The organism is Sporocytophaga sp. (assembly GCF_017745095.1).
GTDB lineage: Bacteria > Bacteroidota > Bacteroidia > Cytophagales > Cytophagaceae > Sporocytophaga.
In genome coordinates, this window is record NZ_JAGHZZ010000012.1 from 24215 (window position 1) to 39021 (window position 14807).

Annotated in this window: 11 protein-coding genes; 3 read left to right on the forward strand and 8 right to left on the reverse strand. The window is 35.4% G+C overall.

What is annotated here, in order from left to right:
- Position 1: 1 nt before the first annotated feature.
- The 8 genes from J7604_RS17660 to J7604_RS17695 form a co-directional block, all read right to left on the reverse strand.
- Entirely contained in the window at positions 2 to 427 is a 426-nt protein-coding gene (locus J7604_RS17660; RefSeq protein WP_293898399.1) for a hypothetical protein, read from the reverse strand.
- Between the two features lie 7 nt (positions 428 to 434).
- Positions 435 to 5990 carry a hypothetical protein gene (locus J7604_RS17665; RefSeq protein WP_293898402.1) on the reverse strand — a complete coding sequence of 1852 codons (5556 nt, stop codon included), beginning with the start codon at positions 5988 to 5990 and terminating at the stop codon, positions 435 to 437.
- A 5-nt stretch (positions 5991 to 5995) separates the two neighbouring features.
- Complete coding sequence (locus J7604_RS17670) at positions 5996 to 6697, reverse strand: hypothetical protein (protein WP_293898407.1); 702 nt, start codon at positions 6695 to 6697, stop codon at positions 5996 to 5998.
- Complete coding sequence (locus J7604_RS17675) at positions 6678 to 7205, reverse strand: OmpH family outer membrane protein (RefSeq protein WP_293898410.1); 528 nt, start codon at positions 7203 to 7205, stop codon at positions 6678 to 6680. Before J7604_RS17675 ends, J7604_RS17670 begins: the two co-directional genes overlap by 20 nt.
- Positions 7198 to 8937, reverse strand: a complete 1740-nt coding sequence (locus J7604_RS17680; protein ID WP_293898413.1) for a hypothetical protein — start codon at positions 8935 to 8937, stop codon at positions 7198 to 7200. The genes J7604_RS17675 and J7604_RS17680 overlap by 8 nt, the downstream gene beginning before the upstream one ends.
- Before the next feature lie 508 nt (positions 8938 to 9445).
- Complete coding sequence (locus tag J7604_RS17685) at positions 9446 to 9982, reverse strand: MgtC/SapB family protein (protein WP_293898416.1); 537 nt, start codon at positions 9980 to 9982, stop codon at positions 9446 to 9448.
- Positions 9983 to 10687: 705 nt separating this feature from the next.
- Positions 10688 to 10876: a hypothetical protein gene (locus J7604_RS17690; RefSeq protein WP_293898419.1), complete on the reverse strand. Its 189-nt coding sequence runs from the start codon at positions 10874 to 10876 to the stop codon at positions 10688 to 10690.
- Between the two features lie 358 nt (positions 10877 to 11234).
- Positions 11235 to 12056, reverse strand: a complete 822-nt coding sequence (locus J7604_RS17695) for a hypothetical protein (RefSeq protein ID WP_293898422.1) — start codon at positions 12054 to 12056, stop codon at positions 11235 to 11237.
- 286 nt (positions 12057 to 12342) lie between these two features.
- Here J7604_RS17695 and J7604_RS17700 point away from each other — a divergent pair, with 286 nt between their 5' ends.
- From J7604_RS17700 to J7604_RS17710, 3 genes are all read left to right on the forward strand, one after another.
- Positions 12343 to 12675 (forward strand): hypothetical protein, encoded by a 333-nt coding sequence (locus J7604_RS17700; RefSeq protein ID WP_293898425.1) that lies wholly within the window; start codon positions 12343 to 12345, stop codon positions 12673 to 12675.
- Positions 12676 to 12680: 5 nt separating this feature from the next.
- Positions 12681 to 13139: a DUF2231 domain-containing protein gene (locus tag J7604_RS17705; RefSeq protein ID WP_293898428.1), complete on the forward strand. Its 459-nt coding sequence runs from the start codon at positions 12681 to 12683 to the stop codon at positions 13137 to 13139.
- A 359-nt stretch (positions 13140 to 13498) separates the two neighbouring features.
- Complete coding sequence (locus J7604_RS17710) at positions 13499 to 14806, forward strand: radical SAM protein (protein WP_293898431.1); 1308 nt, start codon at positions 13499 to 13501, stop codon at positions 14804 to 14806.
- Position 14807: the final 1 nt, after the last annotated feature.

Here is a 14807-nt window from a genome sequence, read left to right on the forward strand (position 1 = left end):
ATTATTTAGCCGAAATGCTGAGTTTGTTTGAAAATGAACTATCTTTATTTACCAGATAAACTGTTAGGAATCTGTCTGTAAGGTCAAGAGATTTAACAGGAATGAATAAGAACAAATCCGATCCTGAAAGTTCTTTAGTAAATGCTGCCTGGGCCAAAAATAATTTGCCGTCACGCTCAATAAACTTTCCTGAATAGTTCACAATATCCAGCTTCTCCATTGCGCTTCCGATTCCAAATAAAATGCTTTCTACATTGTCTGTTTTGCTTATTGTTACCTTAATAGCCAATTGACCTGACAATGTTGTATCCTCGCTCAAGACATAAAATTTCTCAATACCAGAAAGAACAGCATTCTGCCCAATCGCCCTGGTTTGCATCCCCAAAACGAGAACCGTAAAAAAAAGAAATAAAGTTTTAATTTTCATTGACTTCTTAATGTTGAACCACAGATTTCTTAACCTTTACCTGCTTGTTTTCATTTACCATAATACTTCTTCTACCTGAATGTGACTCAAGTTCTGTCTGAGTTCCATTGGAATTCTGGTCTCTATATACTTTAAAACTCCAGTGATCATTGACACAATCATTGAAATCAAAATCTTCAAAGCCATCATATCCTGTCTCCCGGAACCTTGAATTATTTGCAACTCCGATAGGTAGCTGATTATTGTAGCCATATAAAGCTGATGAATATCGGCCCAGTGCGTCCTTGTTCTCAAGTTCAAACCCATATGGACTGAAGAGGGTAACCTCTGAGGTAAATGTCCAGTTCGTAGTATCCATAGTCCAGTTCCCCGCTATGGATGGTGGCACCCAGAATGGGTTGAAGCTCTTGAAAAGACCGTCAGATCTGATGCTTGTATTATTATTCAATGTATTTTGTGTTCTCTCTGTCAGGTAGAGATAAGATCTTTTGGCTCTCCAGTTCCCTTGTTTCCCTGCTACATAAGGGTTGTAGGTATTCAACGGATTATCCAGCTCAGGTGTGTTATTACCGCAATTACAGAATACTTTCCAGCTTTCCCAGAACTCTATGGCACTTGCACTTACCACCTGGCTGAAGTTCAGCTCAAACTTTCCATCTCCATTCATATCTGTAACAGGATCATTTAGAGTTGTCACATTACCAATTGGCGTAGCCTGCTGATTCTTTCTTCCCGACTTTAGTACTTTAACAGAATTGTATGGACCGCTTGACAGGAAAGCCCCGTTCTTATCCCAAACCTGTATGGAGCTTGAGCCCACACTACTTACCCAACCTGTCTTATTTCCTGAAGCACTTCTAAGAGCAAGTACATCACCAGGGACAAAATATGATGCTGTACCTGAAGGAAGCGCATTGAGATCAATTGTACCGCTCAGCACTATACCTGAGTTCTTATAGGCCGGTCCCATTCTGTCATAGGCCCAATGAGCTGGATATGTAAAATTGTAAACGGGATCATTGAACTGATTGGTTGTTTTGGTAAGCAACACTTCTCCAGTTTCATTATCATAAAGACGATTTTCTGTAGTTACCGAAGCTCCAAGGTCATGTGCTACAACCCTATCAATTAACCCACTTCTGTTAATAATTTTTGTAACAACTGCGGATCTATATCTTGTCTGCTCCTTACTCAATGCTGGTAGTGCCATAGGAAGAGCAAAAGGTAATATTGCAGCTAGGAATGCATCCAGGTTTCCACTTACTCCTCCACTGGCAGTGGTGCTATTGGATTCTCTCATATCTGCTATGATATCAAACTCAACTCCAAGCTGCTTTTTCTGTACTAGATTTCCAGCTCCTTTGCTTATAACATCCACTTCATTGTCCAGCACTCTTTTTGTAATTGTGGTTGTTTTATTACCTAGTACAACAATCTCTGTCGTAACCTTCTCTTTGTAGAAATATTCTACTCCAGATATAGGGATTGAATTGCCTTCCTGGTATACCCATTGAGCTTTCTGCTGACCATGCATATCATTAAGCTCGACCACATACCCCTGAGAAGTGGTCATCTTATCGTTGTTCTGTATTTTGAGGAGCCTGAAGACTGCATTGGGTTTGGATCGCTTCGGCACCATCGGTGTTTCTTTTGTGATAGTCGGATAATCAAAAGCGGTATAAAACTCATGTACCACTGAGCCACTGCCAATTCTTGTTGACTTATCCTTGATATTTTTCACCTCCACACGCCTGTATATAACATTAGGGGAAGGGAAGAAGCTTTCCCCCATCGGTTTTTCAGTATAATAGTCTGTACTTGGGATCAGGAATTTTTCCTGCTGAGTAAATATCGGCTGCCTGAACGGGTTTTCATCTCCACCGAGTACTGGCTCATATCCAGCTACGCCGCTACTTATAGTCCTCTTCTTACCATTCCTGTCTTCGGTCATGGTATACTTGTATTCCTGTCCATATTCACTTGTCTGTCCAGCTGTTCCAGCCATCACTTTCCATTCATCACTCAATCGAATACTTTTTACTCTCGCTCCTCCACCGTATTTTTTACCATTAGGATTATAAAGTCTGATGAAAGATTTATCTTTTATGAATTTTTTCCCATGATCATCATTCCTCATTTTGCGGTTAAAGCCTTTAAACAGTTCGGCCATGGCATCTATAGCACCCATCATGGCATTTAGCATATCTGTAAGATTCGGCAACTCCGCCTGCTCTTTCTGTCCGTATGCAATTCTTGGAGTATATAGCCTGGTAAACTGCCATGCAGCCTTACTAATAGGATTCACATCATCTCCGCCTCCATGAGTTCTCACTCCGGATTCCTTCAACCTAACCCATCCATGTGTATAATTCCCATCTGAGGAAGACTTTATTGCACCATATTGATTGTTATCTATTTTTGCATACCCAGGAACATATTCAAAAGCTTCTGCTGCATCTTTTTTATTAAGATTAATAAGAAATTTAAAATAAATCTGATCCATTCCTCTTATATAATCCTCTTTGACTATGTTATCAGCTTCAGCCTGAGATCCTGTAACAATGTCCTTATGTAGTTTAAAATAAACTATTGAATTACTCACATCCGATGGATGATTGGTCATCAATGGATTATCATTTATTGGATTAGCTCCTGTTCCTGGTTTTATACCACTATCAGTTCCCGTAATTTTGAACATCTGCATAGCAGCTTTATCCTGCACATATGCATAATCATCAGACTCTAGTTCTACTTTTATAACACCTCCGGAAGGCAATTTTATTTGGCTTAATGACCATGCAGAAACATTTTCGGCAGCTAATACAGAATCCTGTTCCACATAAGGGAATTCTGCGGTACTAAAAACCGATCTAGGATCTGTACAATTTTCATTTGCAGGATTGAATTTATAATTTCCCCATCTATCATAACCTTTCAGATTATAATTAGGATTAGAAGAGCTATAAGTAAACTGATAAGGACTCATTTTACCCTTATTGGAGTTGCCATAAGTAAAATAAATCTTCGTTAGTGTTAGTTTGCCACCACGGTTGGCTGTAGTTTTTCCTTTGGTAACAGATTCATTATTCCCAATATCAGTACACAATGAATAATCATATTCAAAATGAACAACCTTTATCGGAGTTGCATTGGCTCCATTTTTTTTCTTGTCTGGTTTTGAATATAATCTTATCTCCTTCAGCCTTTTCATTGACTTGGATTTTCTAAGATTGTCATCAGGAATCAAACCACCTTGCTCCCCTTGAACACCATTCCCATCAAGCCTGTCCTCAAGTATAAAATCGGCAACATGAGTTCTGGTTTCAATTGAATGAACATACCATAACTCTTTTTCACCATAGATATAACTGGCTTTATCATCCGTTTTAGTGGAAGTAATAGGAATACTCTTCATGCCTTCATTATAGCTGGCATAATTTTCCTCAAATGGAACTCTCCACTTATAATCAGGAACTACTTTGGAATAGTTAATTTTTGTATATGATCCAAGGTCATCATTACTCGGTCCGTTTCCTGTAAGATCGCTGTAATCAGGAGACAATATAGCTGTCAAAAGATATGAATGAGCATAAGGCGGTGTTGTAGTTTTTTCATAAAAATGATCAAGACCGCTTGAATTTGTCTTTGAATTATCAGTACCATGCGTATAGAATACAAGACCATTCTGACAATCAACATTTTTATTTTCCACAGAAAAGCTTACTTCCTTTTGAGTGAAGTTATATGCTGGAATACCATAAACATATCTTGCACCATCTGGCCTTACTGCCTGCATCTCGCTAATATGATGCCCATTAGTTCCGATCAATCTTGATGTCTTATTTCCGGTTGGAATATCATACCCATAAGAGCTATTAATAGTATGCACGTTAAAAGGGTAATTCTCAATTTCTTTTATTAGAGCATAATCTACTGCTTCAGATGCCGTGAGATAAGATATATTCTGATTTCTTGTCTGCCTTTTCTTTCGTTTTAGGTTTGAGGAATTAATCTCTGATTCAGCATAGTCCTTTTTCACAAATTTTGAAGTTGCATAATGATCTGCTCCAACATCTCTTAGGCCTATCATTACTGCATCAAAACCGCCCATATTATTAAAAAAATCAGGATCAGATTCAGATGTCTTTTCTCCAGCTTGCTTAAAAAATGCAGTTTCATAAGAAGGATCTGACATGTCTGAACCCTTGAATTTCAATAGTCCTCTTGCACTGTTTTGTTTAGTCCAGGCACCAGACCATGATCCTGATAAGGAACCTGAAAAATCAACACCGGCATGAGCTGCATTTCCCAACCCAATCTCAACTCCGACACTGCCGCCGGTTCCAATATTAAATGAAAACGGATCTGTGACAATTCCAACATCATTTCTGTACAAGCGATAGTTTCCACCTATACCTTGTCCGGAAACTCCATATACATCATAGGTATAATTAGTTAAAGGAAGATTAGGAGTAACACCAGGTCTGTAAGCTGCATCCTTTTCTCTGTTAAAATCATGTAAGCTCTCCTCACCAGCATATTGAGAATAAAGATATCCATATGCATTCACCTTTCTTTGATGATCAAGTAAATGCTGACCACTATAATAACCCACCATGTTTATGCTTGGATGAAGACTCCACAATTCCCCCCCCAGTGTAGCAGAAAAAGTAGTAGAGATATTGAACATGTGCATGTCATAGCGGGGTACATAAGTTGGTGTAGAGAAACTGATGGAACCGCCTCCGTTTTGGCTTTCAGCCACTCCTAACTCTATTCTGTATGATTTCCCATCTCTTCCAAGAATATTCATGGTATTAGTTTCTGTACGGGATAGGCCAAATGATAGACTCTTCAAGCCTTCTCTGGAATTAAAATTTAGTCCCAATGAGGCTCCAACACCAATTACAGAACTTTCCTTTTCCTTAACCTGTTTCTGAAAACTTAACGATGGAGAAAGATCCACTCCACTTTGAGAACTTGCTGTAATTCCAAGCCCAAGACTCATGCTACCTTTGGTTTTGTCACCAGAAGTGAGAGAAGGCCTAGCTGTGATCTCAAATCCGATTCCCGTATAGTTACTATAGGAAACCCCCAAACCAAAACCAAGTCTAATAAAATCAAGCCCGAGAAGCTGAGCAGAGCCGACAGCGCTCGTTCCAAAATTCCTTTGATCAAGTATATTGAACTCTTTTTCAACATCATCGCCCTTAAAATCATCAGGCAACCCTCTCATATTCCTGTTAATAACACCTGGATTAATGTTCCATCCCAACCCAACCCAACTTGCCTCTTGATCCATGGATACTCCTCCATTATAGGTGATATTAATGGGATATCCACCGACATCAAGCAAGGGTATATTATAAGTAAAGTCACCTGAAGAAAGATTTACCATTTCCGATGTTCCTACTGGAGAAAAGCTTTGCACCTCAGGCTGGCTTGGTCCGCCAGTTAAGGCAAAAACTGCAGTCGGCAACAAAGTTTGTGAAAGAATATTGATAGCCAGGAAACAGGCTGTCACTTTCAATAATTTTCTTTTCCTATTATTTATCTTAATCATAAAGCTTAAAAAATTAGATCTGGAATCTTCTCCACATTCTCTGATTTTATTTTAAGTTTAATAATTCCATTGCCAAATGCCCGGTCATGGAATGTCAATATTTTATCAGAAGATTGATTTTTCTTTGAAGGCATATCAAAGCCCATAAGTAAACTTACAAATGGTCCTATATTATAAGTCCTTTCAAAATGATAAAGCTTACAATAAAGGGTATCTGTTCCCTGAATAAGTTTTATATCATTCTGGGCATCAAAAGCAAAATAACTTACTCTATGCTGATATTCCTCTGAACCAGTAACGTCATACCTTAAAAGATCCTCCTGACTCGATCTATTTGACAAGGTTAAAGTGAAGTACTGCATTCCTTCATATTCCTTTTTTGTTTCAGAAAAAATCTTTTTGTTAAGACCATCTGGTCCCAAAGTCTTTAAAGTTACATAGTCTATCGGTTTATACTGAACATAATAATTCAAGTCATCAAAATCCCTAGAATCGATAAGACCATTGTTTTTATCTTCTATCCATTGTATATATTCTCCAGCCTTTAAGGTCTTATTTGAACCTGTTAGGGAAGAAATTAAAGATGGAAACAACCCAGCATTCATTGATTCGGGCTTAAGCGTTTTCTCTTGATTTGAACCGCTGCAACCAAAAATTAGAACCGCAAAAAATGCAGAAAAATAAAACTTATTTAATGTCGCCTTCATAGCGTTTATTACAATACTCCAATACTTTTTCTGTTAAATCATCATTCTCATCAGCATACATAATTTCTCCTGCTCCATTAGCTCCAAGAACAAAATCGTAACCCTCCTGTTTACCAAACTCCTTTATGAAACTATTGAGCTGTTTCCAAACTTGTTGAGTATATTGGTCTGCAGCTCTCTGATAATTTTCATTATACTGCTTTTCTCTTATGTAATATTGCTGATGGGCAACCTTGAATTCACTAATATCTTTCTCTGACTTTTTTGAGGAGCTATTCAATTCATTATAAGATATCTCTAACTCAGCTTTTAAACTATCAAGGTCTCTCTGTTTTGCAAGCTCTAATTTCTTTAAATCTGTCTCTAATTCCTTTTTCAGTTTAAACTCAGTAAAAACTTTACTGCTATTGATATAGCCTATTTTAGGTATCAAAAAATAGACACAAACCCCTCCAATAAGAAAGAGAACTATAAAGAGTGCAGAGAAAACTTTAAAATTATTATTCATTTATTTTAAATCTTAAATACCATTTTTCATTTTTGGAATTCTCAACTTCAAGCCAGTAAAAATCACCTGCTATAAGTGATGTAACATCCACATTGTATCTGTTATCTCCATAACTTACAGTTTGATTTTGTAGGGTTTTAAGGCTTCTGCTTTTGTCAAAAACTCTATAAGTCAAAGAGGCACCAGTAGGAACAGAGTATTCTTCTTCAAACCTAAATTTCAATTGTTTATTCTCTGTAAGATAATATCCTCCGTCAGGCTTCGATTTTAAGACAGCATAAGAATATAAAGGAACCTGAACATATCCATTGGCAATTAAAAATTCTGGCGAAGTAAAGTCATTGACGCTTGCAGCCTTTAAACTGATTAATGGGCTTGCAACAGGACCAGCTAGCACGCTTGTAACAGCCTCCCACTTATTTGTAGTAGTCTTATACTGGCCTATTGTATTAAAAGAACCATCCAGACTCTGATCATAAAAGATTGTAACATCAGCTGCCGGACCGCTTGTCCTTTCTATTTTATGATAAAACTTTTCATTTAAAGGATATGGTGGAGGAGTTGAAGGACGAGGAATTAAGGAAGTCCCAAGATCATAAACCGAATGAGCAGTTACTGTATTATAAACAGCTTTCACACTGTATACTCCTGCTGTTGCTTGTTTGGGCTGAATAATAATTGGCCTGTAAATCCATGTTCCAGAACTATTTTTTGCACCAACCGGAAAAAGATAATCTGAAGTAGAATTGGAATTTCTTACAAAGGTTCCATTCCATTCAAAATTAGCAACAAACCCCGTGGTTCTTGTAATAGCAGATGGTGAGGAATTACTTATAGTAATAATGCCCCCATCCATATAAAGTGTAGAAGCCCCAAGATCGAGAAGATTAGTAATTGTTACATTATTCAGAAATGTTTTAATGTAATTTCCTACACATTCTATGTTATAAAAATTTTGTACAGTCTGTCCATTCACTTGCTGGGTAGTCCCATTAAGATTAAGGATGGTCTCACTGCCTGTAACATTAAAGTCTGAACCCGCAGGATGATCGCTCTGCCAGTTACCTTTTAAATATATCTTGCTTGCATTCTTTGAGTAAAACTTGCCTGCAGGTTTGATGTTGAGGTTTCCATTCACCTTTAAAGAAGAACCACCGAGAAGATTGGTTGTCCCGCTATTAAATGTAAAATTACTTCTAGCCTCAAGTGTTGCCTGCTGCATATTAACAATAGAAGATCCATCTATTGTTACATTAGTAAATGTTAAATAGGCTCCTGTATTGGCGTTAAAAGTTACTAAATTAAAATTAAGGTCGCCTGTTGCAGTAACAGAAGAGTTATTCCCAATATTGATAATACTATTAGCTGCAGCATTGAGGGTATTATTCAGGACCACAACGCAATTATTTTTAATATCCAAAGTTCCCGAATATTGATTCATATTGATATTATTTACCGTCAATTGGCCCCCGTCCTGAACAAGGACTGTTCCACCACTTGGTCCATAAGTAATATCAAGATTTACAATAAGCTTACTGGTTGAAGGAACAGTAAGAATACCTCCTTGCATATACACACTATTGATTGTTTGAGTCGTAGATGCAGGAACGGTATAATTTGATGTTGTTACAGTTATATCTTGTGCGAGGCAAGGTATGGCAAGTAGTAAACTAGCAAAAAGACAAAAAAAAATGTATCCTTTTTTACAATATGATTTTACAAATATTAACATAAAACAAAAATATCTGGCTCTTGAAATCTATTACAAAACTAATAATTAATTCCATGCAGATAAAACCACAAATGTAATAACAATGTAATATAACAAAACAAAAAATAAGCAAAATTTCATTCATCCAATATTTTACTCAATTAAAGCTTCATAATTTACATTCTATCACAACATACAGATAAGTTTAAAATGTTATCCACAAACCACAAAGTGTAATAAAATATGATTTTTTAAATAAAAGCATTAATAGAAGCTTTGCAAACTTTACTTTACAATAAACTTTATAACAAAAGAAATATTTTTTAAAAAACTATTATGATATTTAATAACCCTGGGGATACTATATTTATTACTGAGAAGGTAAATAACTTAAAAAGGTATTCTATAAATGCAATCAAATTTGGAAAGTAAGAATACTATTAAATAAAAAAAGGTCAGCCTAATATAAGCTGGCCTCTTTATTTAATAACAAGATTTTAGACGAATAATTGATACAGTTCTATCATATCTATATAGCTTCATCATCTGCATCACTGAATTTACCTTTCGGCTTAGCTTCTTTAAACAATCCACCTTCCGGATCTAACAAACCCTTCTTAGAAATAGGTGTAAGTAAAAATAAAGTAAGAAAATTTACGATACACAGAACAAGTGATATCTCCGGCCTTCCGAATCCGACACACATTCCAATGGCAGCAACATTCCAGATACTGGCAGCAGTAACTATCCCTTGAACATCCCCCTTTTCTTTTATAATCATCCCTCCTCCAATAAATCCCAATCCGCTTAGCATACCCTGCATGGTACTTCCAAGGATAGATGGATCTCCATTACTTAAACTCACCCCTTTAGCTAAAATAACAAATCCGCAACTTGCCATTGATACAATTGGAAATGTGCGAAGTCCGGTGCTATTAATCCCTTTTCCTCTTTCCCAACCAATCGGTATTCCTAAAACTATAGCAATTACAATCAGTATTGTAGAGTGACCAAAAGTTTTGATACTGAAATCAATATATTCTATAGGTCCTTCAATGAATTTCATAGCTATTTTATTTTATCATGACTGACTCAATTTAGACTAGCTTAAATAGATAATCAATTCGATAAGTCTTCTTTTAATTTATAGTATTACCAATACTTATATTTATAACAAAAGTTCATTTAGTGAGAACCTATGATTTGTTGATTTAGAATAAAACTGAGCTATGAGAAAATGATACTATGTAGATTATTTTTTTTAGACTTTTCTTATAATCAAACAAATGCTTATACGTTTCCGGCAATTTCAATTACTCATAAATAGAGTTGTAATGCAAATATATTTTACCAATACAGAAACCATAGTGGTTTTCAATTAAATACTGAAAACATTGTTTCACTAATGTTTCTACCTTCTTATGTATATCCATTTTTCTAAAGAAGAGTTAATCATTTTTCCCAAAAAATAATTTCATACCCTGAACAGGTTACAAAGGCGTCACCAAAATAGACTGTAGCTAAATTACCTGTTGCACATTCTTAAATATGTTTTTTGGAGTTCAGGCTTTCCAACACTTGGTATAAGAAAGTTGTTCGTTTTCGAAGTTTAAAATTGTTAAAAAAATATTATTTCACCTATACTGATTCTGGGTACCTCAGGCTTGGAGCAAAATAATATAAAGGACCTAACTCCTCCCCTAAATAGCTGATCCATTTCGGAGCAGAGAGTCTGATATATCAAATACAGACTGCCTGGCCATAAAGTCACCTATAAACTCCACATGCATATTTGCTGAAGTTCTCTCCTCAATATAGCAGAAAGTATGAATGGTTTGATTTTATCACTAACATCCACCAAGACCAATAAGCCTCCGTCTGCGCTAACCAGTAATAGATTCTGGTGTGTAAATGACTTATAACCTCCTTCCGACATATAGGGCTTTAGAAATACAAACATTAGATTATTCAATGCCTATATTTCCTGATAGCCATTGTTTCACGCTTATAAATATTCGTTTTTTATGAAGCAGGTTCATACTTTGGTTTTACTTTTTTTATAGTATAAATATCTCTTTTCTCAATTGAATGTAAAGTCACCGAATAAGTGATAATTCCTTCTTCTGGTGGTATATACAAAACAATATTTGAATATGCACAAGAAAATACTTCAGGCTTACCTAGTAGTCGTAATGTCTGAATGATGCCTAATGCTTATTTTTTCAGTAAGTTTCCCTAGGATTAAAACATAAGTATTACCATCATTTTATATGGCATAGCAGACCTTTCTTCAAGAATTAAGAAGCATTTAGGAGCATTTACAATCTTTTAAACGGTCCTACCCAGGTTCTCTTCATTACAAATTTCCTTATCTGCTCCAGGTCTTTTAATATGGTTTCTTTATATGAAATCAGATAGTGCTTTTCTGTAGCAATAAAACAATTACTGTTATACATATATTCCGTTCCATCTATTGTAATCTTCAATCCTTCCCCATGCATAAAGCCTCCTGAATAACCGCATTTGTTTGTATTTAAAATAATACCTCCGGCACCACCACAATGAATCCAGGAGACAAATAAATGAATTATAAGGTTATCTTTATTGTCAAATGTTTCATATATCTTCTGCAGAATTGGAATATTAAACTTCTGTTTTCTTAAGTCATAAAAGCCCTGTGATTCGAGCAAAAGGTATTCAAGAAGTGATGAATAAGATTTATAAAGCTTTGTTTCATCGAATGCTTCAATTTCCTTTGATAGTAATGTAAGTTCAACACTTGATAGCTTCAGATAATATTGAATAAGAGCTGTGGCAAACGCTTCAGAGTACTGAAACATTAACATCAGTTGATTATCTGCACTGAGCATTCTATTAATCTGAAAATAAAAATCATCCTGATTACCACCTATCTCCTGATAAAAATATTTGATGTCTTCCGGAATTGAGATGCTATGCTTTACTTCAATACTTTCAAAATCTTCCTTTCGGATAAAAGCTGAATTATTGTCTGTCTGATGGATTTCTTTATACTGTTTCCATTGTTTATAAGTATTTCTTTTAATTAATGCTTCAACATGTGCTTTATGCTCTTCTATCAGAAGCGCTATTGATTCTTCATTTTGAATAAATGACGTCATATATATGAATTAAAAAATACTAATTTGTGGTTTCAGAGAACTTTAAATTACCTCCTAATAGTTCAATCTGATTTAAAACAATATATACGATCAATATCAAATGTTGTCACACTATATTTTATAAACAGAAGCTTTTATTCAGATATTTTTTTAAACTAATGTTATCGATAGTTATCCCAATAGCCTATTGCACATTTTTTTTTTATTATATCCCTAACACATTTCTTTTTGAACATTTGTGTCCTTTCCCTCTTTTAAAAAAGGTTTTAATTAAACTTTAAAATTCATGATATTATACTCAATTATCTTATTTGCAGTTGCTGCTGTCTTCGGGTTAATACTGCTTATCGCTGTATTCAAAAATCAACCTACACCAAAACCTGTTGTTTTCTTTCACGGATTAATCGCTGCTTCAGGTTTGGGAGTTTTGGCCTTTGATGTAATCAAAAGTGGTCAGAATAAACTAAGTCTTTTCCTCTTTATTGCTGCAGCATTAGGAGGCTTTACAATGCTTACCGTAGATCTTAAGAAAAAGCCAGTTCCCAAAGCTGTGGCATTGATACATGTTACCGCTGCAGTTGCAGGATTGCTACTTTTAATATTGTTTGTCATACGTTAAAGATCATGGGCCTTTTTAACGAATTAAGCAAGGGGAAATTATTAGGGCATCCAATCCATGTCATGCTCGTTCATTTTCCACTTGCTCTCTTTCCTGTAAGTCTTGTATTAGACATCATTTATCTCCAGTCAGGCGGATTACTATTTTCCACTATGAGCTTTTACTGCTTATGCATAGGACTGGCTGGTGGTTTTGCTGCTGCAGTTTTCGGCCTTTGGGATTTATTAAATATTGGTAAGGATCCGGATGTTTTAAGAACAGCATTCATTCATGGAGGAATAAACTCACTGATACTATTTTCATATACCATAATAGCAACATTGCGGTACAAACAACCTGATTATGCAAGTGCTTCTCCAGATATACAGGTCATAACAAATGCCTTATTAAATGTTCTGTTAGTTACAGCAGCTTATTTTGGAGGTGAGTTGGTCTTCAGATATAAGGTAGGCATTAAAAAATAAATTATTATTATTTTTTAATTGAAATTACATAAATACAGATTTTTTGATTATTCTATTTTAGGCACAACCATTAGTTTATTTTAACCTTTTCGCTTTCATTAAAATTCAAACAGATTCCCATTATATTAAGTCAACCACCTCATTCATTAGTTTAAAAGCATTCTATTGTAACAAATATGCTTTTATGTTTTCACCTGCGAGAGTTATGTAACTTTTGTTACATATATTCTGAAATAAAAGCTCTTTCTTGAAGATCAAATTCCTTTGGAGTAATTAAAAAGTGAATAAAATTAAAGTCTTAGCCTGAACTAATAGATTAAACTAAGAAGCATTTCAACTTAACCAAAGTTTCGATTTATATGAAAATCTTTAAGGACTTATTTATTAAGTATAACAATCTTAATGAAAGCAATTTTTATCTTTTATATAGCAACAATACTTGTATCAGCGGAGTGCTGGAGCCTATGGAAGCTACAGATGGAGGCCATGTGGATTTTGCGACAATAAAAGACGATACTATAGAGGGGCAATATAGATATAGGGATTCAGGAATGGACATACAGCTTCAGAATGGAGAGTGGATCTCGTGGAAAAAAATAACGGATGATATATATGAGGACAACGGTCAGGAAATAATTCGTCTGACAAACTATAACTTAACTGAAGCATTTCAAATTGTAAATCAGAACAAGATTCAGAAGAATATAGAAGCTGTTCAGCATGGCTACTCTATTCTTGACACAGGACTTGAGAAAGAAAATATTTTTGTAGCTAACTGGTTTCTAGGTAATACATGTAGTTACTCATGTAGCTATTGTCCCTCCTATCTCAACGATGGATCTATTCCCTGGACAGACCTTGAGATTCTGAAGAATTTCATTGATACTTTATTTGAAAAAAAGAAAGGCCAAACAATCGTAATTGAATTTACAGGAGGTGAAGTTACCCTTTATAAAGATTATGGTGCGCTTTGCGCATATATAAAATCCAAAGGAGGTATTATCTCTATGATAACCAATGGATCCAGAACCATGGATTGGTGGAGGAAGAATGTTCAGCATTTTGACATCATTGCATTCAGCTATCATACTGAGTTTGCAGATCGTGCCAAATACCTTGAACTAGCAGATTTTCTAAAAGACAAAGTTGATCTGAATTGCAATATTATGACTCCTCCGGGCAAGCTGGATTTTTGTTTAGAATTAGGTGAAGACATCCACAAACTTGGCATATATACTGTAAATTTGATGCCGCTGATAGAAGATCTGGAAGGAGAACTATTACCTGATTATAAACCTGGAGAACTAGAAGCTATAGATGCATTCAACTCTATCGTTTCTGAAGGAACAATTGTAAATAAGACTAGAGTAATAAATCTGAGATCTGATCTTTCAAAAGTATATCCCGACGGTAGAAGACAAAAGATATCACCTCCATTACTGGTTTCCTCAAAGGAAAATACCTGGTGGGGTTGGAATTGCCTGAGTGGAGTAACTCAAATAGCTATTGATGCAAAAGGAAATATATACAGAGGCTGGTGTATGGTAGGTGGAAAAATCGGAAACATTGGTAATCCTAACCTTACTCTTCCAGATGATCCTGTTTTGTGCAACAAAGAATTATGTCATTGTCATTTTGACTTTTATTCCAAAAAAGAAATTGTATAAA

What these genes read in the sequence shown, in the direction of transcription:
- J7604_RS17670 (WP_293898407.1), bottom strand. Translation starts at nt 6,697, where the DNA reads ATGAAGGCGACATTAAATAAGTTTTATTTTTCTGCATTTTTTGCGGTT.
- J7604_RS17710 (WP_293898431.1), top strand. Translation starts at nt 13,499, where the DNA reads ATGAAAATCTTTAAGGACTTATTTATTAAGTATAACAATCTTAATGAA.
- J7604_RS17660 (WP_293898399.1), bottom strand. Translation starts at nt 427, where the DNA reads ATGAAAATTAAAACTTTATTTCTTTTTTTTACGGTTCTCGTTTTGGGG.
- J7604_RS17680 (WP_293898413.1), bottom strand. Translation starts at nt 8,937, where the DNA reads ATGTTAATATTTGTAAAATCATATTGTAAAAAAGGATACATTTTTTTT.
- J7604_RS17700 (WP_293898425.1), top strand. Translation starts at nt 12,343, where the DNA reads ATGATATTATACTCAATTATCTTATTTGCAGTTGCTGCTGTCTTCGGG.
- J7604_RS17690 (WP_293898419.1), bottom strand. Translation starts at nt 10,876, where the DNA reads ATGTTTGTATTTCTAAAGCCCTATATGTCGGAAGGAGGTTATAAGTCA.
- J7604_RS17665 (WP_293898402.1), bottom strand. Translation starts at nt 5,990, where the DNA reads ATGATTAAGATAAATAATAGGAAAAGAAAATTATTGAAAGTGACAGCC.
- J7604_RS17705 (WP_293898428.1), top strand. Translation starts at nt 12,681, where the DNA reads ATGGGCCTTTTTAACGAATTAAGCAAGGGGAAATTATTAGGGCATCCA.
- J7604_RS17675 (WP_293898410.1), bottom strand. Translation starts at nt 7,205, where the DNA reads ATGAATAATAATTTTAAAGTTTTCTCTGCACTCTTTATAGTTCTCTTT.
- J7604_RS17695 (WP_293898422.1), bottom strand. Translation starts at nt 12,056, where the DNA reads ATGACGTCATTTATTCAAAATGAAGAATCAATAGCGCTTCTGATAGAA.
- J7604_RS17685 (WP_293898416.1), bottom strand. Translation starts at nt 9,982, where the DNA reads ATGAAATTCATTGAAGGACCTATAGAATATATTGATTTCAGTATCAAA.